The sequence below is a fragment of the Streptomyces kurssanovii genome (genome assembly GCF_040677245.1).
Classification (GTDB): domain Bacteria; phylum Actinomycetota; class Actinomycetes; order Streptomycetales; family Streptomycetaceae; genus Streptomyces; species Streptomyces kurssanovii.
In genome coordinates, this window is sequence record NZ_JBFAQK010000070.1 from 15933 (window position 1) to 39080 (window position 23148).

Annotated in this window: 23 protein-coding genes; 9 read left to right on the forward strand and 14 right to left on the reverse strand. The window is 71.5% G+C overall.

The genetic code is table 11. The annotated features are described in order from the left end of the window. Positions 1-124 precede the first annotated feature (124 nt). From AB0K36_RS30885 to AB0K36_RS30900, 4 genes are all read left to right on the forward strand, one after another. On the forward strand, positions 125-1144 hold the full coding sequence (locus AB0K36_RS30885) for a metal ABC transporter substrate-binding protein (RefSeq protein WP_364600559.1): 1020 nt from the start codon (positions 125-127) through the stop codon (positions 1142-1144). A 29-nt stretch (positions 1145-1173) separates the two neighbouring features. Further along, positions 1174-1938 (forward strand): metal ABC transporter ATP-binding protein, encoded by a 765-nt coding sequence (locus AB0K36_RS30890; RefSeq protein WP_364600561.1) that lies wholly within the window; start codon positions 1174-1176, stop codon positions 1936-1938. Beyond that, positions 1935-2843, forward strand: coding sequence for a metal ABC transporter permease (locus AB0K36_RS30895; RefSeq protein WP_364600563.1), 909 nt, complete (start codon positions 1935-1937; stop codon positions 2841-2843). Before AB0K36_RS30890 ends, AB0K36_RS30895 begins: the two co-directional genes overlap by 4 nt. A gap of 83 nt (positions 2844-2926) precedes the next feature. Beyond that, positions 2927-3358, forward strand: a complete 432-nt coding sequence (locus AB0K36_RS30900) for a Fur family transcriptional regulator (protein WP_159692197.1) — start codon at positions 2927-2929, stop codon at positions 3356-3358. A gap of 64 nt (positions 3359-3422) precedes the next feature. Here AB0K36_RS30900 and AB0K36_RS30905 read toward each other — a convergent pair whose 3' ends face one another. From AB0K36_RS30905 to recO, 4 genes are all read right to left on the reverse strand, one after another. After that, entirely contained in the window at positions 3423-3758 is a 336-nt protein-coding gene (locus AB0K36_RS30905) for a hypothetical protein (RefSeq protein ID WP_364600565.1), read from the reverse strand. Beyond that, positions 3755-4294 (reverse strand): YcxB family protein, encoded by a 540-nt coding sequence (locus tag AB0K36_RS30910; protein WP_364600567.1) that lies wholly within the window; start codon positions 4292-4294, stop codon positions 3755-3757. Before AB0K36_RS30910 ends, AB0K36_RS30905 begins: the two co-directional genes overlap by 4 nt. A gap of 138 nt (positions 4295-4432) precedes the next feature. Beyond that, the gene (locus AB0K36_RS30915; protein WP_159692195.1) at positions 4433-5278 is read right to left on the reverse strand and encodes an isoprenyl transferase; all 846 of its coding nucleotides are present in this window, start codon (positions 5276-5278) and stop codon (positions 4433-4435) included. A 14-nt stretch (positions 5279-5292) separates the two neighbouring features. Next, positions 5293-6039, reverse strand: a complete 747-nt coding sequence (recO, locus tag AB0K36_RS30920) for a DNA repair protein RecO (RefSeq protein WP_364600569.1) — start codon at positions 6037-6039, stop codon at positions 5293-5295. 127 nt (positions 6040-6166) lie between these two features. Here recO and AB0K36_RS30925 point away from each other — a divergent pair, with 127 nt between their 5' ends. Next, complete coding sequence (locus AB0K36_RS30925) at positions 6167-6679, forward strand: DinB family protein (protein ID WP_189468015.1); 513 nt, start codon at positions 6167-6169, stop codon at positions 6677-6679. A 48-nt stretch (positions 6680-6727) separates the two neighbouring features. Here AB0K36_RS30925 and AB0K36_RS30930 read toward each other — a convergent pair whose 3' ends face one another. After that, positions 6728-6943 carry a hypothetical protein gene (locus AB0K36_RS30930; protein ID WP_159692189.1) on the reverse strand — a complete coding sequence of 72 codons (216 nt, stop codon included), beginning with the start codon at positions 6941-6943 and terminating at the stop codon, positions 6728-6730. Between the two features lie 772 nt (positions 6944-7715). On the opposite strand from AB0K36_RS30930, the gene AB0K36_RS30935 reads away from it, so the two are divergent. Continuing rightward, positions 7716-9083: an FAD-dependent oxidoreductase gene (locus AB0K36_RS30935; protein ID WP_364600571.1), complete on the forward strand. Its 1368-nt coding sequence runs from the start codon at positions 7716-7718 to the stop codon at positions 9081-9083. Positions 9084-9187: 104 nt separating this feature from the next. Here AB0K36_RS30935 and AB0K36_RS30940 read toward each other — a convergent pair whose 3' ends face one another. The 6 genes from AB0K36_RS30940 to leuA all read right to left on the reverse strand — a co-directional run bounded on the left by AB0K36_RS30940 (position 9188) and on the right by leuA (position 17461). Further along, complete coding sequence (locus AB0K36_RS30940; RefSeq protein WP_364600573.1) at positions 9188-10015, reverse strand: trypsin-like serine peptidase; 828 nt, start codon at positions 10013-10015, stop codon at positions 9188-9190. A 167-nt stretch (positions 10016-10182) separates the two neighbouring features. Beyond that, complete coding sequence (locus AB0K36_RS30945; RefSeq protein WP_189468009.1) at positions 10183-10866, reverse strand: response regulator transcription factor; 684 nt, start codon at positions 10864-10866, stop codon at positions 10183-10185. After that, a complete protein-coding gene (locus AB0K36_RS30950; protein ID WP_435877970.1) occupies positions 10863-12104 on the reverse strand; it encodes a sensor histidine kinase in 1242 nt (413 codons plus the stop codon). Before AB0K36_RS30950 ends, AB0K36_RS30945 begins: the two co-directional genes overlap by 4 nt. A gap of 277 nt (positions 12105-12381) precedes the next feature. Beyond that, positions 12382-14517 carry an MMPL family transporter gene (locus tag AB0K36_RS30955; protein ID WP_364600577.1) on the reverse strand — a complete coding sequence of 712 codons (2136 nt, stop codon included), beginning with the start codon at positions 14515-14517 and terminating at the stop codon, positions 12382-12384. Positions 14518-14796: 279 nt separating this feature from the next. Then, on the reverse strand, positions 14797-15492 hold the full coding sequence (locus AB0K36_RS30960) for a TerB family tellurite resistance protein (RefSeq protein WP_189468003.1): 696 nt from the start codon (positions 15490-15492) through the stop codon (positions 14797-14799). Positions 15493-15697: 205 nt separating this feature from the next. Next, the gene (leuA, locus tag AB0K36_RS30965) at positions 15698-17461 is read right to left on the reverse strand and encodes a 2-isopropylmalate synthase (RefSeq protein WP_364600579.1); all 1764 of its coding nucleotides are present in this window, start codon (positions 17459-17461) and stop codon (positions 15698-15700) included. A 293-nt stretch (positions 17462-17754) separates the two neighbouring features. On the opposite strand from leuA, the gene AB0K36_RS30970 reads away from it, so the two are divergent. Next, positions 17755-18810, forward strand: coding sequence for a M4 family metallopeptidase (locus AB0K36_RS30970; RefSeq protein ID WP_364600581.1), 1056 nt, complete (start codon positions 17755-17757; stop codon positions 18808-18810). Positions 18811-18880: 70 nt separating this feature from the next. Then, positions 18881-19147 (forward strand): protealysin inhibitor emfourin, encoded by a 267-nt coding sequence (locus tag AB0K36_RS30975; protein WP_005317886.1) that lies wholly within the window; start codon positions 18881-18883, stop codon positions 19145-19147. A 45-nt stretch (positions 19148-19192) separates the two neighbouring features. Here AB0K36_RS30975 and era read toward each other — a convergent pair whose 3' ends face one another. The 3 genes from era to AB0K36_RS30990 all read right to left on the reverse strand — a co-directional run bounded on the left by era (position 19193) and on the right by AB0K36_RS30990 (position 21524). Next, on the reverse strand, positions 19193-20134 hold the full coding sequence (era, locus tag AB0K36_RS30980; protein WP_307706353.1) for a GTPase Era: 942 nt from the start codon (positions 20132-20134) through the stop codon (positions 19193-19195). Between the two features lie 116 nt (positions 20135-20250). After that, positions 20251-20604, reverse strand: coding sequence for a cytidine deaminase-like protein (locus tag AB0K36_RS30985; protein ID WP_189467998.1), 354 nt, complete (start codon positions 20602-20604; stop codon positions 20251-20253). A 26-nt stretch (positions 20605-20630) separates the two neighbouring features. Beyond that, complete coding sequence (locus AB0K36_RS30990) at positions 20631-21524, reverse strand: helix-turn-helix transcriptional regulator (RefSeq protein ID WP_364600584.1); 894 nt, start codon at positions 21522-21524, stop codon at positions 20631-20633. A gap of 90 nt (positions 21525-21614) precedes the next feature. Between AB0K36_RS30990 and AB0K36_RS30995 the strand changes: the two genes are divergently transcribed. After that, complete coding sequence (locus AB0K36_RS30995; RefSeq protein ID WP_364600586.1) at positions 21615-23015, forward strand: MFS transporter; 1401 nt, start codon at positions 21615-21617, stop codon at positions 23013-23015. Positions 23016-23148: the final 133 nt, after the last annotated feature.

Sequence of the window (23148 nt, forward strand, 5' to 3'; positions counted from 1 at the left end):
GACGACGAACGGAGAATGACTCAGGTTACCGGCGGCCGCACCCCCCGGATCAAATCGGTGCGGTGACGGAGGCGACCCCGGCGTTTATTGACAATCGTTTCCGCTTTTGTTGAAAATGAGTGTCATGAACGTACGACGCCTCATACCCACCGCCGCCACCGCCGGAGCAGTCACGCTCGGCCTCCTGGCCCTGTCCGCCTGTTCCACGTCCGACGCCGCGAGCGTGGACGGCGACGGCCGGCTGAAGGTGTCCGCGTCGTTCTATCCCATGCAGTATCTCGCCGAGCAGATCGGTGGCGCCAATGTCACCGTCACTCCCCTCACCAAGCCGGGTGTGGAGCCGCACGACCTCGAGCTCAAGCCCCGCCAGACCGCCGAGCTGAACGACTCCGGTCTGATCCTCTACCTCAAGGGCGTCCAGCCCGCCGTCGACGAGGCCATCGAGCAGTCGGACGTGAAGTACAAGGTGGACGCCGGGACGCTCACGCGGTTCGAGCACTTCGACGGTGCCGGCGGCCACGACCACGGTCACGGGGAAGGCCACGAGGGCGAGAGCGAGGCGGAGCACGAGGAGCACGCGGCAGAGGGGGAAGCGGGCCACGAGGAGCACCAGGACGAGGCCGGCGCCGATCCCCACGTCTGGCTCGACCCCGTGAAGTACGCCGAGGTCGCCAAGGGTGTCGGCGCCCAGATGGAGAAGGCCGACCCCGACCACGCCGCGGACTATCGGAAGAACACGGACGCACTGGTCGCGAAGCTCACCGCCCTGCACACCGACTTCGAGCAGGGCCTGAAGAACTCGTCCACGAAGACGTTCATCACCACCCACTCCGCCTTCGGGTACCTCGCCGCGCGCTACGGCCTGGAGCAGGAGGGCATCGCGGGCGTCGACCCGGAGTCCGAGCCCAGCCCGGCCCGGATCAAGGAGCTCCAGGGCATCGCGAAGAAGGACAAGGTCACCACCGTCTTCTTCGAGACGCTCGCCAGCGACAAGACGGCCAAGACCCTCGCCTCCGACACCGGTCTCAGGACGGACGTCCTCGATCCGCTCGAGGGAATCACCGACAGGTCCAAGGGCGATGACTACATCGAGGTCATGCGCTCCAACCTCGCCGCGCTGCAGAAGGCCCTCGGCGCGAAGTGACGCGATCCCACCAGGAGAGGCGGCCCCCCATGAGCAGCGAGCCGGTCATTTCCGTCCACGGAGCACGGGCGACGCTCGGCTCCCGGCCCGTGCTGCGGGGCATCGACCTCGCGGTGCGCCAGGGTGAGGTCGTCGCCCTGCTCGGCGCCAACGGCTCCGGGAAGTCGACCGCCGTGCGTTCCGTGATCGGTCAGGTGCCGCTCACCGACGGCCGGATAGACCTGTTCGGCACCGAGCTGCGCCGCTTCCGGCAGTGGTCGCGGGTGGGCTACGTGCCCCAGCGCACCACCGCCGCGAGCGGTGTGCCCGCGACCGTCCGCGAGGTCGTCGCCTCCGGCCGGCTGTCGCGCGCCCGCTTCGGCCTGCCCTCGCGCGCCGACAAGTCGGCCGTGCAGCACGCCATCGAGCTCGTCGGACTGGGCGACCGGGCCAAGGACTCCGTGAGCGCGCTGTCCGGCGGCCAGCACCAGCGGGTGCTCATCGCTCGGGCGCTGGCGGCCGAGCCCGAGCTGCTGATCATGGACGAGCCGATGGCGGGCGTGGACCTGGCCAGCCAGGAGGTGCTGGCGGCCACGCTCCGCGAGCAGGTCGCCGCCGGTACGACGGTGCTGCTGGTGCTGCACGAGCTCGGCCCGCTGGAGCCGCTGATCGACCGCGCCGTGGTGCTGCGCGACGGCTGCGTCGTCCACGACGGGCCGCCGCCGGAGGCCGTCGGGCAGCACGCCCTGCCCGGTCACGACCACGTACATCCGCACGCGGCCGACGAGCCGCTCCGCACTGGACTGCTGACATGATCCTGGAAATGCTGCAATCCCCGTTCATGCAGCGGGCGCTGCTCGCGGCGCTGCTGGTGGGCATCATCGCCCCGGCCGTCGGCATCTATCTGGTGCAGCGCCGGCAGGCCCTGATGGGCGACGGAATCGGCCATGTCGCGATGACCGGTGTCGGCCTCGGCTTCCTGATGTCGACCAACCCCGTCTGGATGGCGACGCTGGTCTCCGTCCTCGGCGCCGTCCTGATGGAGCTCATCCGCATCTACGGGCGCACCCGCGGCGACATCGCGCTGGCGATGCTCTTCTACGGCGGTATGGCGGGCGGTGTCCTGCTGATCGAACTCTCCGACGGCGGTTCGGTCGCCAAGCTGACCACGTACCTCTTCGGCTCGCTCTCCACGGTCTCCGACGCGGACGTCCTGGCGATCGTGCTGCTCGCGGCCTTCGTGGTGCTGGTGTCGCTGGGGCTGCGCCGGCAGTTGTTCGCGGTCAGCCAGGACGAGGAGTTCGCCCGGGTCACCGGCCTGCCGGTGCGGGCCCTGAACCTGCTGATCGCCGTGACCGCGGCGGTCACCGTCAGCGTCGCCATGCGCGTGGTCGGCCTGCTGCTGGTCAGCGCGCTGATGGTGGTCCCCGTGGCGGCCGCCCAGCAGATCTCGCGGTCCTTCAAGGCGACGTACGCGCTGGCGGTCGCCATCGGTGTGGTGGTCGCCCTGGCCGGAACCACCACCTCCTACTTCCAGGAGGTGCCGCCCGGCGCGACGATTGTGATGCTCGCCATCGCCGTGTTCGTGGTGCTGACCGCCCTGGCCACGCCACTGGCGCGGCGGCGGGCGAAGGCGCTGGAGAACGGCGGCGCGAACGAGGAGGCCTGTACGGCCCCGATGCCGGGCACCCGGCGTCCGGGCGACGACGTCAAGGTCTGAGCACGGAACGGGCCCGCACCGCGTTCGACCGCGGGCCTGGCAGAATGGCCCGACATGTGTGCGGGCGAAGCGAGGAGGCACCTGTGACCACGGCGCCAACCGGCGGGAACACCGCCCCGGTGCGAGGCCGGTCGACCCGGCAGCGGGCCGCGGTGGCGGCGGCGCTCGACGAGGTCGACGAGTTCCGCAGCGCGCAGGAACTGCACGACATGCTCAAGCACCGCGGCGACTCGGTGGGCCTGACGACGGTCTACCGCACGCTGCAGTCGCTCGCCGACGCGGGTGAGGTCGACGTGCTGCGCACCAGCGAGGGCGAGTCGGTCTACCGGCGCTGCTCGACCGACGACCACCATCACCACCTGGTGTGCCGCATGTGCGGCAAGGCCGTGGAGGTCGAGGGTCCGGCCGTGGAGCAGTGGGCGGAGGCGATCGCCGCGCAGCACGGATTCGTGAACGTGGCGCACACGGTGGAGATCTTCGGCACCTGCGCGGAGTGCGCGGCGAAGGCCGTCTGAGCACTGTCATCGTGGCCCGCACGCCCGGTTCGTCCGGGAGTGCGGGCCACTGTCGTGCGCCGGGTCAGAGGTCGAAGCAGTCGTAGGACCCGTCGGCGTCGCGGCCGACGGTGTTGTGGTCCCAGCAGTGCAGGGCCGGCGCGATGGTGTGGAGACGCCAGACGAGCGCCGCGGCCAGGCACACGGCGGCCCCGAGAGCGAGCAGGGAGCGCCGCCCCGCGAGCCGGAGGCCCCACAGGGCCGCTCCGGCCGCGAGCACGGCGAAGAAGAGCGCGATGCCCGCGTCGTTGGGACGCAGCCCCGCGAAGGTCTCCATCTCGACCGTGACGCCGAAGCTGAACCAGGCGAGGAGGGCGGCGAACGCGAAGAGCGCGGCGCTGCCGCAGCCGCGCAGGGTCATGCCTTCCCCAGGTGCCTTTCGAGCAGGGACCTCAGCCGCTCCGTGCCGGCCGGTTCCGTCGCGCCCCGCTTGGGCAGCACCATGACCCCGACGCCGTGCTTGTCGCCGGTGAGGAGGACGAACACGTCGTCGGTCTCCGCGTACCGCGAGTACATCGCCCAGTTGGTGGTGGCGTCGGAGTCGCGGGTGGTCAGCCGGATGCCGACGTCGTCGACGACGGCACGGAACTCGCCCTGCCGGGCCGCCATCGAGTGCAGCTGGCGGCCCTGCAGCCACGGCAGCAGGTACAGGCAGGCGAAGGCGAGAACGCCGGCGCCGAGCATGAGCCACAGCCGCCAGGTCATCGCGTCCATCAGCACGAGGAAGCCGAAGCAGAGGACGCACAGCACGCCGGCGAAGAGCAGCAGTCGCCGGACGCGGCGGCCGGCGGGGGTGGCTCTGGTGCGGGCCCGCAGGGCGGAGACCATGTCACGGGCGACGGGCTCGTAGACCAGCTCCACCGTCTGCCCCGCCTGTTGTCGCTCCACCTCGGCCATGGCCCCTCCCCGGTCCGGTGACGAGCTGTGATCGTAGCGGCCGGGCCGGACACGGCCGCGCGGGGCCGGGCGCGTACGCCGTGCCGGGCGCGACCGGTGTACGCGGGCCCGGCAGCACCGTCCCGTACGGCCTCCGGATCAGGAGGCCGGGGTGTCGGGGCGTCCCCGCATCGCCTCGAGCTCCTCGTTCGGGATCGCGCCGCCGAAACGGCGGTCGCGCTGCGCGTACTCGAGGCAGGCGCGCCACAGGTCACGGCGGTCGAAGTCCGGCCACAGCACGTCCTGGAACACCATCTCGGCGTAACTCGACTGCCAGATCAGGTAGTTCGAGATGCGCTGCTCGCCGCTGGGGCGCAGGAACAGGTCGACGTCCGGCATGTCCGGGTAGTACAGGTACTTCGCGAACGTCTTCTCGTTGACCTTGCCCGGGTCGAGCCTGCCCGCCGCGACGTCGCGCGCGATGGCCTGTGCCGCGTCGGCGACCTCGGCCCGGCCACCGTAGTTGACGCAGAAGTACAGCGTCATCGCGTCGTTGCCGACGGTCTGCTCCTGGGCGATCTGGAGCTCCTGGACGACGGACTTCCACATCTTCGGCATCCGGCCGACCCAGCGGATACGGATGCCGAGCTCGTCCATCTCGTCGCGGCGGCGGCGGATGACGTCACGGTTGAAGTTCATCAGGAAGCGCACCTCGTCGGGCGAACGCTTCCAGTTCTCGGTGGAGAAGGCGTACAGGGACAGGTTCTTGACGCCCATCTCCAGGCAGCCCTTGAGCACATCGAGCACGACGCCCTCGCCGACCTTGTGCCCCTCGGTGCGGGGCAGGCCGCGCTCCTTGGCCCAGCGGCCGTTGCCGTCCATGACGCACGCCACATGGTTCGGCACCAGCTCCGCCGGGATCTTGGGCGGGCGGGCGCCGGACGGGTGCGGCTCGGGGACCTTGTACTCGCGGCGGGACCGGCCCAGGATTCCGCGTCGTGCCATGCGGCTCACATCTCCTATTTCTCTACGTACCTCAGGGAGCGCAGGCCGCGCTCCAGGTGCCAGTGCAGATAGGCGGACACCAGTCCGCTGCCCTCCCTGACATGGCGCGCCTCGCACGCCTCCGCGGCCGGCCAGTCGCCGGTCAGCAGCGCGCTGAGCAGCCCGATGGCCTCCGCAGAGGGTACGACGCTGCCGGGCACCCGGCAGTCGCCGCATATGACGCCGCCCGCGGCGACGGAGAAGAACCGGTTGGGGCCGGGCAGCCCGCAGCGCGCGCAGGCGTCGAAGCTGGGCGCGTAGCCGTTGACGGCGAGGGACCGCAGCAGGAACGCGTCGAGCACCAGGTGCGGCGCGTGCTCGCCCCGGGAGAGGCTGCGCAGTCCGCCGACGAGCAGCAGGTACTGCTGGACCGCCGGCTCGCCCTCGTGGTCGGTGAAGCGTTCCGCGGTCTCCAGCATGGCGGTGCCGGCGGTGTACCGGGCGTAGTCGGTGACGATCCGGCCGCCGTAGGGGGCGATGGTCTCCGACTGGGTGCACAGCGGCAGTCCGCGCCCCACCAGCTCGCTGCCGCGGGCGAAGAACTGCACGTCGACGTGGGAGAAGGGCTCGAGCCTCGCTCCGAACTTGGACTTGGTGCGCCGCACCCCGCGGGCGACCGCGCGCACCCGGCCGTGACCGCGAGTGAGCAGGGTGATGATGCGGTCGGCCTCACCCAGCTTCTGGGTGCGCAGGACGACACCGTCATCACGGAACAGGCTCATGCCCCCATTCTCCCGTACGGGCCGCGGCCGCCTGGCCCGGGTTCGCCGATCGGGGACGTACGCGTGGCGGCGCGGGTGCGGAAATGCCGGTGCGGCGGGGCCCGCCGCCGCGCTAGCGTCCACGGCCATGGCGATTTCCCGTACCCGGCCCCCTTTCAGCGCGGACGAGAGGACACAGCTGACCGGCTGGTTCCAGATGCAGCGCGCGATCATCCACTACAAGTGCGAGGGCCTCTCCGAGGAGGACGCCCACCGGGTGGTCCTCCCCGCCTCTCCCCTCATGACCGTCGCGGGCATCGTCTCCCATCTGCGGTGGACCGAGCAGACCTGGTTCGAGGTCCTGTTCCTCGGCCGCCCGGCCGATGGTCCCCAGTTCTCGGAGGACCCGGAGGACGCCGACATGCGGGTCGAGGGCGTCCCTCTCGCACAGCTCCTCGACGAGTACACCGAGCAGTGCGCGATCTCCGACGAGATCATCGCTGCCCACGACTTCGACGCGGTCGGCCGGCACCCGGACTTCCGCTCCGCCGCCGCGTCGCTCCGCTGGATGCTGATCCACATGGTGGAGGAGACGGCACGGCACGCCGGTCATCTCGACACGATCCGCGAGCTGCTGGACGGCGAGAAGGGCTACTACTGATCCCGGGCCGGCGGCCGCCGCCTCCGTGACAGCCGGCGACCGCCCGCCTCAGGTCACCTCGCCGCGGCTGCGGGCGTTCACGTACGCCGTCGTCGCGCTGATCCGTTCGGCGGCCGTGGCGGGGCGCACATGGTCCGGCGAGCACTCCCACTCACGGCCGCCGCCGACCGGTCTGAGGCTCAGCCACGGACCCGCCTCACCCATGAACCGGCCCACACGGCCGGTCCTCGTGTCGACGAGATACGTACCGATGGGCACGGTCATGGCGTATGGCCCCCGTCCCTGGGCAGCAGGGCGGAGACCAGACGCACCGTGCCGCCGCGGTCCACGGGCGGCCGGGGAACGTCCACGGTGTCGGGGACGGGCGCGGTACGCAGCGAGGCGCGCGATGAGGGGAGTGTGGTCCCGGACCGTTTCAGAGCCACGCGCAATGTGTTCACGGCATCCTCCGCCTCTGCTCCGCACGCCACCGGATGGCGCCGGCCCATTTCGTCTCGAGTCGCTGCCCCACATGATTTCCCTTCCATGGTGGGCTTCACGAATCGCATTACGAAGGTGACGCTCCGCGAGTACTCTGATCAAGAGTATGTCTGCTACAACTGGGCAGCTCGGCAAGGGTGTTGAGCCATGGCCAAAGCTCCACGGCAAGCGCACACGAGAATTCCCCGGCCCGCGACCGGAGTCGTGCCGGAAAGCCGCGAAACGCACCCGGGAGGAATCGGGCGGGCGAGTGTTCGTATTCGGCGGATACGCCGGCCCATTCGAACAGGCGGCGGGCCGACCGCGTTCGGACGGCGCGAAAGAACGACACGATGCCGCCGGTGCCGGGCATTCACGCCCCGGCAGCGGAATGCGGGCGATCCCCGAGCGCGACGGGCAGGCCGCCGGCGTCGCCGCCATCCCGGCATCAAGGGGACCTTTGAGGGGCCATAAGTCTGCCTTATGAGGTCATAGGCCAGGGGCGAGTACTGACTTAGGCTTGCCTTTGTTTAGGGTTACCGACGAGCCAGTTGTCGCCGCTCGAAGGGAACCTGTCATGCCCCGCCCCCTGCGGGTAGCCATCGTCGGAGCCGGCCCCGCCGGGATCTACGCCGCCGATGCGCTGCTGAAGTCCGAGGTGGCTGCCGCCGACCCCGGCGTGTCCATCGACCTCTTCGAGCGTATGCCCGCGCCTTTCGGCCTGATCCGTTACGGCGTCGCCCCCGACCACCCGCGGATCAAGGGCATCATCACGGCCCTGCACCAGGTGCTCGACAAGCCGCAGATCCGCCTCTTCGGCAACGTCGACTACGGCAACGACCTCAGCCTCGACGACCTCCGCACCCACTACGACGCGGTGATCTTCTCCACCGGCGCGACCGCCGACCGGGCGCTCGACATACCGGGGATCGAGCTGGAGGGCTCCTACGGCGCCGCCGACTTCGTGTCCTGGTACGACGGGCACCCGGACTGGCCGCGCACCTGGTCGCTGGAGGCCGAGAAGGTCGCCGTGCTCGGTGTCGGCAACGTCGCGCTCGACGTGGCGCGCATCCTGGCGAAGACGGCGGACGAGCTGCTGCCGACCGAGATCCCGCCGAACGTCCACGAGGGCCTCAAGGCCAACAAGGCGCTCGAGGTGCATGTCTTCGGACGGCGCGGCCCGGCGCAGGCCAAGTTCAGCCCGATGGAGCTGCGCGAGCTGGACCACTCCCCCAACATCGAGGTCATCGTCGACCCCGAGGACATCGACTACGACGAGGGCTCGATCGAGACCCGCCGCGGCAACAAGCAGGCCGACATGGTCGCGAAGACCCTGGAGAACTGGGCGATCCGCGATACCGGCGACCGGCCGCACAAGCTGTTCCTGCACTTCTTCGAGTCGCCCGCCGAGATCCTCGGCGAGGACGGCAAGGTCGTGGGCCTGCGCACCGAGCGCACCACGCTCGACGGCACCGGGAACGTGAAGGGCACGGGCGAGTTCAAGGACTGGGACGTCACGGCGGTCTACCGGGCCGTGGGCTACCTGTCCGACGAGCTGCCGAAGCTTCCCTGGGACGTGGCGTCGGGCACGGTCCCGGACGAGGGCGGCCGGGTGATCGAGGAGTCCGGGGAGCACCTGGACTCGACGTACGTCACGGGCTGGATCCGGCGTGGCCCGGTCGGCCTCATCGGCCACACCAAGGGCGACGCGAACGAGACCGTCGCGAACCTGCTGGACGACTACGCGCACGGCCGCCTCCAGACCCCGGCGTCGCCGGAGCCGGAGGCCGTCGAGGCCTTCCTCGCCTCCCGCGGCGTCCGCTGGACGACCTGGGAGGGCTGGTACAAGCTCGACGCCGCGGAGAAGGCGCTGGGCGAGCCGCAGGGACGCGAGCGCGTGAAGATCGTCGAGCGCGAGGACATGCTCAGGGCGAGCGGCGCGTAACACCGCTCGCGACGCGGGACGGGCCCGGTGGCATCACGCCGCCGGGCCCGTGCGCGTTCCCGGATGCGCCGGCCGGCCGCGCCGGTCCGGCTCTCCGCGCGCTCCTACGGCTTGGGCACCGTGCAGCCGGGGCGGCTCAGGTCGACGCGGCTGCCGGGGCCTATGCAGGCGGCCAGAGTGTAGGTCTGCTGCCCGTAGTTGATGCCCTCCCGGACGGTGACGACGCCGCTCTCGTCGACCTCGCAGGGGTTGTTGTCCGTGCAGCGCCCGCCGCTCTCGTTGCCGGTGTTGTTGACGGCGACGACCTTGCCGGTGGCGGTGTCGACGACGGGCGAGCCCGAGGTGCCGCCGATGGTGTCGCAGCCGGAGGTGTAGCGGACGGAGTCCTTCCAGGTCCACGAGCCTTCCTTGAGGCGGTAGGCGAACCCGTCGATGTCGCAGCTGTAGATCCGCTTCCAGTACCCGGAGACGACCTTGATGTCCGTACCCTGCGCCGGACGCGCGGCGCTCAGCTCCAGCGCCTTGATGCCGTAGCGGGACTCGATCTGGCCGTAGGTGCTCGTGAGTTGGTACAGCGAGACGTCGGTGTCGGTCATCGTCCCGTAGGCGATCTTGCTCGCCCGGAGGGTGGCGACGCGCGTCCCGGCGGAGTTGAGCAGGCCGAAGCTGCGGGAGGAGGCACGGTCGACCACCACCTGGCCGGGGGCGGGGAAGCCGGTCTCCAGGCAGTGGCCGTTGGACATGACGAGCGCCGGGTCGTTCGGCTGCGCGGCGGCCGTACGGACCACGGAACCGGAGCAGTTGCTGAGCGCGACCGTTCCGGCGAAGTCCACCGCCTTGGCGGAGACGTCCGCTTCGGCGGCGACGGCGGGTGCTGCGCCCGCTCCGAGGAGCGCGAACGCGAGCAGCGCGCCGGCGAGAGGCTTGTTCATGTGGGGGTCCCCTCAATGCGACGGGTGGGGCCGGAGTGACACTCCGACTTGTCATGCGCATTGTTGGGGTACGGGTCCGGGTCGACAAGGCACCGATTCCGGCCACGAGCCGTGATCGCGCCCGGCCGGTCGCGGGGAAGGGCAAGGGTGAGCCGGCGGGCCCCGGCTCATCCCTCGCCCGGGACCACCAGCCCCGACTCGTAGGCCACGATCACCAGTTGGGCCCGGTCCCGGGCGCACAGTTTGCTCATGATGCGGCTGACATGGGTCTTGGCCGTCAGCGGGCTCAGGCCCAGGGACTCGGCGATCTCCGTGTTGTTCAGGCCCCGGGCCACCAGGGCCAGGACCTGGCGTTCGCGGTCCGTGAGTACGTCCGGGCCGCCCGCCCCGTTCGGCGCGGGGACCTGCGGGGCGCTCAGGACCCGGGCGATCAGGCGGGACGTCGGCCCCGGGGAGAGCAGCGACTCGCCGGCCGCGACCGTGCGGATCGCCGCCAGCAGATCGGCCGGCCTGGTGTCCTTCACCAGGAAGCCCGACGCGCCCGCGCGCAGCGCCTCCATGATGTGCTCGTCGGTGTCGTACGTGGTCAGGACGAGCACCTTGACGCCCGCCAGGTCGTCGTCCGCCGCGATCAGCCTGGTGGCCTCGATGCCGTCGAGTTCGGGCATGCGGATGTCCATGACGACGAGGTCGGCCCGTTCGCTGCGGGCCAGTTCGACCGCCTCCGCGCCCGTGCCCGCCTGGGCGACGACCTCCATGTCGCGGGCCGACTCGACGAGCATCGCGAAGGCCGCGCGCACCAGCGTCTGGTCGTCGGCGAGCAGGACGCGGATCGGATTCGTCGGGCTCATGCGGTGGCCTCCGTGGGCTGAAGGGGCAGGATCGCGGCGACCTCGAAACCGGCTGCTTCGCCGCGTGGACCGGCCGACAGCGTGCCGCCCACGCTGCGGGCCCGCTCCCGCATCCCGAGGATGCCGAAGCCGGAGCCGGGCACCGGAGGCTCCGCGGCCCCGTCGTCGGTGACGTGGACCCGCAGGGCGTCCTCCTCCCGGACCACCGTCACCGCGATACGTACCCCCGCTCCGCCGTGCCGCACCGCGTTCGTCAGCGACTCCTGCACGATCCGGTACGCGGCCGCCTCAACGGCGGGCGGCATCGCCGACTCGCCCGTGCGCAGGGTGAGTTCGGCGCCGGCCGTCCGCACCAGGTCCGGCAGCGCCGCCAGGTCCGGCAGCGGGCCGTCGCAGTCGGGGCCGTCGGTGCGCAGGACCTCCAGCGTGGTGCGCAGTTCACCGCGCGCGGTACGGCATGTCTCCGCGATGTCGTCGAGCGCCTTGGCGATCGCCGCCCGGTCCAGCCGGTCCGGGTCGACGCTGAGGACGTGGGAGGCGACGGACGTCTGCACGCCGATGAGGGTGATGGAGTGCGCGAGCAGGTCGTGCAGATCGCGTGCGATCCGCAGCCGCTCCTCCGCGACCCGGCGTGCCGCCTCCTCCTCGCGGGTGCGCTCGGCCCGTTCGGCACGGCCCACGACGGAGGCGATGTAGTGGCGGTAGGTGCGCACGTCGACGCCCAGGACGAGGACCGCGAGGATCCAGCCCGAGGTGCGCAGGGCCTCCAGGCCCTCGTGCGTGCCGACGTTGAACATGACGGACAGGCTGACGCCGATGACCAGACAGCCGACGAAGAAGGTGTACAGCGGCCGCCCGGTCACGGCCACGGTGTAGAGGGCGACCAGGGACGCGGGCACCGGCGCGGCATGGGTGTTGTCCAGCGCGTGGTACGGCCCGACGCACAGCAGTACGGCGGCCAGGACGAGGCCGGGGTGCGACCGCCGCCACACGAGCGGCACGACGCTCCCCGCCAGGAGCGCCCAGCCCAGGGCGTCCGGCCTGCGGCCGTCGTCGACGAGCAGCGCGAGCGCGAGGGACAGGACGCCGATGGCCGCGGCGATGACGGCGTCGTTGCGGGTGCGGTCGGGGACGGTGAGGGGGTCGCGGCTGACGGCGTTCAGCACGCGCTCGCCGAGACGGGGGCGGGGTGGGTGCGGCACGGGTCCATCCTGGTCCAGGAGTTGTGTTTTCCCCACCCCGCCCCTTCCCGTGATCGGGGCAGGCCCCGGACCCCGTACCGGGCCGCGCCCGGACCCCTACCGCCCGGCGGGCGGCGTACCGCGCGTGGCGCGCCGGCCTCATGCGCCGTCTTGGGCCGGATTGCGCCGCGCGGCGAACCCGGCCGGCGGCGGGGCGTTCCAAGCCCCGCCGGTGATCGGGATTGCGGGGGGTCCGGCGGGGCCCCCGCGAACGGGTCCGGGCGGAGCCCGGTCATGGGAAGGGGCGGGCGGGGCCGGGTACATGCCCCGCGGGCTAGCGGGTGTCGCCCGCCGGTTGCGGCTCGCGTGCCGCCCGCGTCGCCGGCCCCGGCTTCCCCGCCGGGCGGCGGCTCAGCGGTCCGGGCCACCACACCCGCCGCCCCAGCAGCAGGCTCGCAGAGGTCACCAGGTACGTGCGGACGAGGAACGTGTCCAGCAGGACGCCGACCGCCACCAGGAAGCCCATCTCGAAGAGCGGCACCAGCGGGAGGTTCATCAGGACGGTGAACGTCGCCGCGAGCACGATGCCCGCGGAGGCGATCACCCCTCCGGTCGTGCGCAGCGCGGTGAGCGCCGCCGTCTCCGGCTCGGCGCCCGCCAGGGACTCCTCACGCATCCGGTGCATCAGGAAGATGCCGTAGTCGACCCCGAGGGCGACGAGGAAGACGAACGACAGCAGCGGAGTGCTCGGGTCGAGCCCGGAGAACCCGAAGACCGGCTCGAAGAGCAGTCCGCCGAGGCCCATGACGGCCCCCCACACGGCGACGACGGCCGCGGTGAGGATCAGGGGTGCGACGAGGCTGCGGAGCAGGACCATGAGGATCAGCAGGACCGCGCCGAGGACGAGCGGGATGACGATCTTCTGGTCGCGGGCGTTGGTGTCGGCCAGGTCCAGCTGCTGCGCGCTGGGCCCGCCGACGTGGCTGCCGTCGAGCCCCGCCCGCAGGGCCTCGATGGTGGCGGTCTCGCCCGCGCTCTCCGGCGCGTCCTTCGCGAAGACGGTGATCTCCGTCCAGCCGCCTCCGGAACGGCCGGTCTCCGCCGCGGCGACGCCCTCGGTGCCGCGGGCCCGGGCCAGCGCCTGGTCCGCCTTGTCGGTGGGGGCGACGATGCTGATCGGCTGACTGCCGCGGTCCGGGTACGCCTCCGCGAGGACCTTCATCGCGGAGACGGACTCGGGCCGCTCGGTGAAAGTGTCCTCCTGGGCGAGGTTGCCCGGCAGGTTGAACACGCCGAGCGCCAGCGCACCGAGCAGCAGCGCCCCGGACACGAGGACCGCGCCCGGCCGGCGGCCGGCGGAGCTGCCCATCGCCGCGAACAGCGAACGGCCTCGCTTCGGCTCGGAGCCGTAGGCGGGCACCAGCGGCCAGAACACCCGGCGGCCGAGGAGCACCAGGACGGCGGGCAGCAGGGTGAGCATCGCGGCGAGGGAGCACACGACACCGACCGCGCCGACCGGGCCGAGTCCGCTGGCGCTGTTGAGGTCGGCGGCGAGCAGGCACAGCAGCCCGGCGGCGACGGTGCCGGAGGAGGCGACGACGGCGGGACCGCAGCCGCGCAGGGCGGCGAGCATCGCGTCGTACGGCTGCTCGACGCGGCGCAGCTCCTCCCGGTAGCGGGCGACGAGCAGCAGCGCGTAGTCGGTGCCCGCGCCGAACACGAGGACGGTCATGATCGCGGCGCTCTGACTGGTGACGGTGAGGTCGAAGCCCTGGATGAGCCCGTAGACGACGGCCCGGGAAGCGACGGCCGCGAAGCCGACGACGGTGAGCGGCACGAGCCACAGGAACGGGCTGCGGTAGGTGAGGACGAGCAGCACGGCGACGACGAGCACGGTCGCGACCATGAGCGTGCCGTCGATGGTCTCGAAGACCTTCTCCATGTCGGTCGCCAGGGCGCCGGGACCGCCGAGTTCGGCGCCGAGACCCTCGACCGGGTCGGCGCCGAGCCGTTCCCGCACGTCGTCGACGAGCGCGATGCGGGCGTCGTTGTCGGTGCCGGGTGCGGTGGTCGACATCGGGTACATCAGGGTCGTGCCGTCCTTCGACGGGATGCCCCGCGGTGCGCCGCCGTCGAACTCGTGGGCGCCGTTGATCCCCTCCACCTGCTGCTGCGCGTGGGCGCGGTCCGCGGCGGTGAGCCCGCCGTCGCGGTGGTAGACGACGACCAGCTCGGTGGACTCGCCGCCGGGCAGCGCCTGTTCGACCTTGGCGACCTGGGTGGAGTCGGCGCTCGCGGGGAGGTAGTCGACGATGTTGTCGCGCTGTGCGTCGCCGAGCTTCCCCGCGAAGGGGACGGCGAGGGCGACGGCTGCGATCCACAGGACCAGGACCGCCCAGGGCAGGGCTCTGCGGCGGGCGGTCGGCCTGGTGGGTGGTGGTGCGGTCGCGGTCGGTGCGGCGGGCCCCATAGGTGTCTCCCCTTCGTCACGGGCGTCCGGTGGCTGGATGCACCACCAGACTTCCGCCGGGCAGGGGAGGTTTCGTCGCACGCGCGGGCGAGATGGGCGCTACTGCGCAGGGTGGCCCGCGGGGTGCGTTACTCCCCGGGGAGTACGGCAGGGAGAGTACGGCGCGGGAAGAACGGCGCGGGAGGTACGGCCCGTGGGCACGGCACCCGTCTGGCTCTCCGCCTGCCGCCGGGACCGCAGGGCCCCGCCGGCCAGGGCGCTCGGCGCGCTCCGGCGGGGTCAGAACGGCGTGTGCGCCGCCGTCTCCAGGAGCTGCTCGGTGTCGTCGTCGCAGAACTGGAGGGCCGCGCCGACCGTGGTGAGGACCTCGCGCTCGGCGGGGGTGTAGGGGCCGTCCGCGAGGGCGATGCGCGCACCCTGGAGCAGGATCGACTCCCGTCCGGCGGGAGCAAGGTGGGGCGCGAGCGGCTCCAGCGCCTCGTGGAGCTCGATCGCGAGCGCCGCGCCGTACGGTCCGGCGTCCGCGACGTACCGGCCGGTGTCGGCGGCGAGGGCCTCGATCAGGGAGGTGAGCTGGTCCTCCGTGCAGTCGTCGAGCCCCGCTGCGCGCACCGCCTGTACGGCGGTCTCGCGGACGGTACGGGAGGAGGTGCCGCCGGAGGCGAGGACGGCGAGGGCGACGGTGTGGACCGCGTCCCTGAGCATCGCGGAGAAGCGCCCGGTGGTGGGGTGGTCGAGGACGTCCGTGCCGAAGTGGCTGTGGCAGGCGGCGCATTCGACGACGGGGCCGGCGAGGCCGCGCGGCAGCAGGGGCACTCCGAGGACGGTGAAGCGGCGGCGGCCGGTGCGGCGGCGGTAGTTGCGGTCGCCTCCGCATTCGGGGCAGAAGAACTCGCCGTCACCCACGGTGTTCCAGGACGTGTGAATGCCGCATACCCGCAGTTTTCGGACGAACAATCTCCGGGCTGGCAGCACGTCGCACCTCCATGAAGCTGCGGCAGCGCTGCCGCGTTGACGTGATGTTAGCCACATGGATGATGTCGCGTCAGCACCCCGGAAGAAGCCTGAATCGACATGGCCGATTCCGCTCCCTGGCACAACTGCGTGCACAGCGACGCAAATCGCCGGGCCCGCCCGTGATCAGGGCAGGCCCGGCGACCGGGCCGGTTCGACCGGTGTACTAGCGGGCCGCGCGGTTGACGGCCGAGACGACCGCCTTCAGGGAGGCGCGGGTGGTGTTGGCGTCGATGCCGATGCCCCACAGCACCTGACCGTCGATGGCGCACTCGATGTAGGAGGCGGCCTGCGCGGACGCGCCCTCGCTCATCGTGTGCTCCTGGTAGTCCAGCAGCCGTACATCGACGCCGATGCCGTTCAGAGCGGCGAAGAACGCCGAGATCGGACCGTTGCCGGTGCCGCTCAGCACCGTCTCCGTGCCGTCCACGACCGCCTCGACGGTCAGGGTGTCCACGCCATCCTTGTCGGTGGTGGTCTGGCCGGAGCGGATCTGGATGCGCCCCCACGGGTTCTCGGGGTTCGGCAGGTACTCGTCCTGGAAGACGGACCAGATCGCGGCCGGGGTGACCTCGCCGCCCTCGGTGTCCGTCTTCGCCTGGATGATCTTCGAGAACTCGATCTGCATCCGGCGCGGCAGGTCCAGCTTGTGGTCGTTCTTCAGGACGTAGGCGATACCGCCCTTGCCGGACTGCGAGTTGACCCGGATCACGGCCTCGTACGAGCGGCCGACGTCCTTCGGGTCGATCGGCAGGTACGGGACGGCCCACTCGATCTCGTCGACGCTCTTGCCGGCGGCGGCCGCGTCGGCCTCCATCGCGTCGAAGCCCTTCTTGATGGCGTCCTGGTGGGAGCCGGAGAAGGCGGTGTAGACCAGGTCGCCCGCGTACGGGTGGCGCGGGTGGATCTCCATCTGGTTGCAGTACTCGCTGGTGCGGCGGATCTCGTCGATCTGCGAGAAGTCGATCTGCGGGTCGACGCCCTGCGAGAACAGGTTCATGCCCAGGGTGACCAGGTCGACGTTGCCCGTCCGCTCGCCCTGACCGAACAGGCAGCCCTCGATACGGTCCGCGCCCGCCATGATCGCCAGCTCGGCGGCGGCGACGGCGGTGCCGCGGTCGTTGTGCGGGTGGACCGACAGGCAGACGTACTCGCGGCGGGTCAGGTTGCGCGACATCCACTCGAAGCGGTCGGCGTGCGTGGAGGGGGTCGAACGCTCCACGGTGGCCGGCAGGTTGAGGATGATCTCGCGGCCGGGGCCGGGCTGCCACACGTCGCACACCGCTTCGCAGACCTCCAGGGCGAAGTCCAGCTCGGTGTCGGTGAAGATCTCGGGGCTGTACTGGTAGCCGAAGGCGGTCTCGTCGCCCAGCAGCTTCTCCGCGTACTCCATCACCAGGCGGGTGCCGTCGACGGCGATCTGCTTGATGTCGTCCTTGGAGCCGCGGAAGACGACGCGGCGGAAGGTGGGCGCGGTCGCGTTGTACAGGTGCACCGTGGCCCGCTTGGCGCCGACCAGGGACTCGACGGTCCGCTCGATCAGGTCCTCACGGGCCTGCGTCAGCACCGAGATGGTGACGTCGTCGGGGATCGCGCCGTCCTCGATGATGGAGCGCACGAAGTTGAAGTCAGTCTCGCCGGAGGACGGGAAGCCGACCTCGATCTCCTTGTAGCCCATGCGCACCAGCAGGTCGAACATCTCGCGCTTGCGGGCCGGGCTCATGGGGTCGATCAGCGCCTGGTTGCCGTCGCGCAGATCGGTGGACAGCCAGCGCGGCGCCTTGGTGATCCGCTGCTCGGGCCAGGTGCGGTCGGGGATGTCGACGGACTCGTACCCGCGGTACTTGTGGATCGGCATCCCGGACGGCTGCTGCGTGTGCGTCGTGCTGGTGATCGGGGTGGGACGGCCGATCCACTGCGACTGTGACATGGCGTAGGGCTCCTCGGATCCTGCAGGAAGGGGGCCGACTGAGTCGAAGCAGCACCAGACTCCGCGGGGAGGGGGTCGGCCTACGACTACAGGCCCTCGCCGCGGCAGCTAAGGAGAAGCAGCCCGAAACGCATGATGCACAGCAGACTAGCCGAGCCTCGGCGGGAGCGTGGGACCCGTTCCAGTATGCGGGACGACCGATCAGTAACGGTCAAATATGACCTATCACTCCATTTCGCTAACCGTTCTCACTTTCCGCGACACCGTAAGTACTCAGTGCCACTGTGCCGCTCATGGACATTCGCACCCCGGTCTTCTGCGGCATCGTGCCGCCGCACATCCTCGACAAGCTCGCCCGGGCCGACGACCCCGCCGTGTCCGGCCCGGCCCGGCGCACCCTCCAGGCCGACGCCGCGCAGCGCACCGGCCGTCGGCTGACCACGGTCCTGGGCGCCGCGGCACGCCCGGTCGCCGCCCCGGCCGACGGCCCGCGCCGGACCGTCTACGACGCCCGGGGCGGCACGGACCTCCCCGGCATCCGGGCCCGCGGCGAGGGCGAGGAGGCCGTCAAGGACGCCACCGTCAACCGCGCGTACGCGGGCCTCGGCGCCACCTTCGAGCTGCTCACCGCCTACGGGCGCAGCTCCATCGACGGTGCGGGACTGCCGCTGGACGCGTCCGTCCACTACGACGAGAAGTACGGGAACGCCTTCTGGAACGGCGAGCAGATGGTCTTCGGCGACGGTGACGGCGAGATCTTCCTCGACTTCACCGTCGCGGTCGACGTCATCGCCCACGAGCTGGCGCACGGCCTGACCCAGTACACGGCCAACCTCAGCTACTTCGGCCAGCCCGGCGCCCTCAACGAGTCGGTGTCCGACGTGCTGGGGTCCCTGGTCAAGCAGCGCACGCTCGGGCAGAGCGCGGAGGAGGCGGACTGGCTGATCGGCGCCGGCCTGCTCGCGCCCCGGGTCGAGGGCGTCGCACTGCGGTCGATGAAGGCGCCGGGGACCGCGTACGACGACGACGTGCTGGGCAAGGACCCGCAGCCGGCGACCATGGAGGACTACGTCCGCACCGGTCGCGACAACGGCGGCGTCCACATCAACTCCGGCATCCCCAACCACGCCTTCTACCTGCTGGCGACCCGGCTCGGCGGGCGCGCCTGGGAGCGGGCCGGACAGATCTGGTTCGACGTGCTGACCGGCGGCAAGCTGACGGTGGACGCCGACTTCGGCAGCTTCGCCCGCCTGACGGTGGCCGCGGCCGCGGCCCGCTACGGCGAGGGCGAGGAACACGAGGCCGTGCTCAAGGCCTGGTCACAGGTCGGCGTGAAGACGTCGGACTGACGGCCGGGTCCACCGCTGGGCCGGGCGGCCCGACTGTCGCCCGGCCCCGTTCCGTACTACAACGGGAACCATGCGTATCCAGGTAAGGCGTACAGGAGGCTTCGCCGGGATCGAGCGCCTCGCCGAGGTCGACACCTCGGACCGGGCCGATGCCGGCGACGTGCATGCCCTCGCCGCACAGGCGGTGTCCGAGGCCCGCGACACCCCGCCCATCGGCGTCCCCGACGGGTTCAGTTACCAGCTCACGGTCGACGGGCGCACGGTCTACTGCTCCGATCCCCGGCTGACCGACGCCCAGCGGCAGCTGATCTCGCTCGTGCTCAAGGAAGGTTCCTGACGGGGCCGTCCGGCGGAGCGTCTCGCCACCGCGCCGGCCCCGCGGTCAGAAGCCGAGCTTGCGCAGCTGCTTGGGGTCGCGCTGCCAGTCCTTCGCCACCTTCACATGGAGGTCGAGGAAGACCGGCGTACCGAGCAGCGCCTCGATGTGCTTCCGGGACTTCGTGCCGACCTCCTTCAGGCGCTTGCCCTTCGGGCCGATGATGATGCCCTTCTGGCTGGGGCGCTCGATGTAGACGTTGGCGTGGATGTCCAGCAGCGGGCGGTCCGCCGGACGGTCCTCGCGCGGCAGCATCTCCTCGACGACCACCGCGATCGAGTGCGGGAGCTCGTCCCGTACGCCCTCGAGCGCGGCCTCGCGGATCAGCTCCGCGACCATGACCTGCTCGGGCTCGTCCGTGAGGTCGCCCTCCGGGTAGAGCGGGGGGCTCTCCGGCAGAAGGGGGATCAGCAGGTCCGCCACCAGCTGCACCTGTGTGTCGCCCACCGCGGAGACCGGCACGATCTCGGCCCACTCGATCCCGAGCTCCTTGCCGAGCTTGTCGACGGCGATGAGCTGCTCGGCCAGCGTCTTGGAGTCGACGAGGTCGGTCTTGGTGATGATGGCGACCTTCGGGGTCTTCTTGATCCCGGCGAGCTCCTTGGCGATGAACCGGTCGCCGGGGCCCAGCTTCTGGTCGGCGGGCAGACAGAAGCCGATCACGTCGACCTCGGCCCAGGTGGTGCGCACGATGTCGTTCAGCCGCTCACCGAGCAGGGTCCGCGGCTTGTGCAGCCCCGGGGTGTCCACCAGGATCAGCTGCGCCTCCGGCCGGTGCACGATGCCGCGCACCGTGTGCCGGGTCGTCTGCGGCCGCGTGGAGGTGATCGCCACCTTCTGGCCGACGAGAGCGTTCGTGAGAGTGGACTTGCCCGCGTTGGGGCGGCCGACGAAGCAGGCGAAGCCGGCCCGATGGGGGGCTTCGGAAGACTGGGTACGAGCGCTCATGGCGCCCATTGTCCCTGATGTCACGGGCCCTCGGTCACGCACGCCCGCGCCCGGCGCATCCCGGCCTCGCCCGGCCGGCCGCGAAGGCCGCCGCGCGGGGCGCGGGCGCGGGTACTTCAGCCCGCGGTGACCGCGGCCTTCAGTTCGCCGTCCGGGCCCGCGAGCAGCACCGGAGTCCCCGCGCCGCCCAGGTCCCGTACCGCCGCCCGGTCCTCGTCGGAGGCGGCGTCGGCGTCGGAGACCACCGCGGCGGCCTCCAGCGACGTGGCGCCGCTGGCCACGGCCATGGCCACGGCGGTCTGCAGCGCGCTCAGCTTCAGCGAGTCGAGAGCCACCGTCCCGGCGACGTAGGTACGGCCGGTCTCGTCGCGGACGGCCGCGCCCTCGGGCACACCGTTACGGGCCCGGGCGCTGCGCGCCAGCGTGATGATCTTGCGGTCCTCGGGGCCGAGGTCGGAGCTCTGCGTCATGCCCAGAGCATAGATCGGCCCCGGCGTCAGCCCGCCACGGGATACATCGACCCGCGCCGGCCCTCGGGGCTCGCGAGCCACTGGAGCTTCGCCGCCGTGTCCGTCGCCGCGTCGGGCACCGGGGTGTGCATCACGATCACCAGATCCGGCCGGGCCGGCACCCTCAACTGGGTCGACTCCACGACCAGTCGGCCCACCAGCGGATGCTGCATCTCCTTGCGGATCTGCCCTCCGGGCGCGACGTCCCGGCGCTCCCACAGTTCGGCGAACTCGGGGCTCGCCGCCCTGGCCTCCGCGACCACCGTCCGGAACCCCTCGTCGTCCGGCCCCTCCGAGCACGCGGCACGGAACTGCGCGACGACCTGCGGCGCGTTCTCCGCCCAACCGGAGCTCCGGGCACGGTAGACGGGGTCCGTGAAGTACGCGATCAGACAGTTCTGCACGATGCCGGGCCGCATGCCGAGGACCGCGGCCGCCGCGTCGTTGTACATCACGGTGTTCCAGTAACCGTCCATGATGTGCGCCGGGTACGGCATCCACGCGTCGATCAGCCGCCGCAGTCCGGCGCACATGTCGCGGTCGCCCGGATCGGTCCGGGGCGGCGGCGGATTGAGACCCGCGAGGACGTACAGATGGCGGCGCTCGGCGCTGCTCAGCCGGAGCACCCGGCCCACCGCGTCCAGGACCTGCGGCGAGACGGTGATGTCACGTCCCTGCTCCAGCCACTGGTACCAGGAGACGCCGACGCCCGCGAGGACGGCGACCTCCTCCCGGCGCAGACCCGGCGTGCGGCGACGGGCGCCGCCGTCCGGCAGGCCCGCCTCCGCCGGCGAGATCCGGGCGCGCCGGCTCATCAGGAACTCCCGCAACTCGCGCAGCCGGTGCGCCTTCTTCTCGTCGTGTCCGGTCGACGTGGCCACGTACTCCCCCTGTCCGTATGCCTGGTGGTGCGGCCAACAGGATAAGTTCCCGCTCCCCACGGCCGGCCGGGCCGCCGGAGGGTCACCGCTATGGCTACCGACACCACCCTCCCCTCCCCCAAGGGCACGACGCCTCCCCGGCTCGACCGGCGCGCACGGCTGGTCCTGTTCGTGCTGTGCGCCGCTCAGTTCATGGTCGCGCTCGACTTCTCCGTGCTGAACGTCGCCCTGCCCGAACTGGGCCGGGACCTCGGGCTCGGCCCGTCCTCGCTCCAGTGGGCGGTCACCGCGTTCGCCCTGCCGTCCGGCGGCTTCCTGCTGCTCTTCGGGCGCATCGCCGACCTCTACGGGCGGCGCAGGCTGTTCCTCACCGGGCTGGCCGTCTTCGGCGCGGCGTCGCTGCTCGCGACGTTCGCCTGGGACCCTGCGTCGTTCCTCGCCGGCCGGGCGCTCCAGGGACTCGGCGCTGCCGTCATCGTGCCCACCGGCATGTCGCTGATCACCACCACCTTCCCCGAAGGGCCGCGGCGTGAACGGGCGCTGGGCATCAGCGGCACGCTTCTGTCGCTCGGCTTCACCGTCGGCATGCTCCTCGGCGGGGTCATGACGGACACCCTGGGATGGCGCTCGACCATGGGCCTGCTGGCCCTGTTCACCCTGATCGTGCTGCCGCTCGCGCCCGGCCTGCTGACCGAGTCCCGTACGCCGCTGCGGCCGAGGCTCGACGTACCCGGCGCGGTCACCGTCACCGGTGGCCTCCTCGCCGTGATCTACGCCCTGTCCACGGCGGCCGACCGCGGCTTCGGCGGCGCGGACGTGATCGTCACGCTCGTCGCGGGCGTCGCGCTGCTGACCGCCTTCGCGGTCGTGGAGACCCGCAGTCCGGCCCCGCTGGTCTCGCTGCCGATGCTGCGCCGGCGGACGGTGGCGTTCGGCAACCTCGGAGGCCTCGTCACCTTCTCGATGATGAGCACGGTCGTGTTCGTCCTCACGCTGTACCTCCAGGAGACGCTGGGGCTCCCGGCCTACGTCACCGGCCTGGTCTTCGGTGTGCAGGGCGTCCTGTCCGTGATCGCGGGCACGTTCGCCCCGAGGGTCATCGGACGCTTCGGCGCGCCGCGCGTCCTGGTGTTCTCCCTCGCCGGCCAGGGCCTCTTCGTCGCCGCCCTGCTGGGCCTCGGCACCCAGTCGGGCGCGCTGCTCGCGACGGTGGGCGTCTCGCTGGCGAGCATGTGCCACCTGGGGGCGATCATCTCCTACGGCCTGACCGTGACGTCCGGCGTCCCGGACGGCGAACAGGGCCTGGCGACGGGCCTCGTCACCACGACGCAGCAGGTGGGCCTCACGGTGGGCATCCCGCTGCTGGGCGTCCTGGCGACGACGCGGGAGTCGCTGTTCGAAGGGATCCGGATGGTGCTGGCGATCGACGCGGTGGTTGTGGTGGGGACGGCGGTCGTGGTGGGGGTGGCGTTGCGGCGCGTGCGCGCCTGACCGCCTGCGGCGGGCTTGTCCCCTACCCGCCCCGTGACAAAGTCAGCCCCGCCGGCGTTTGAGGCGCGGGGGTCCGGGGGCAGAGCCCCCGAAACACCGCGCGGAGCGCGGTGGCGGGTCCGGGCGGAGCCCG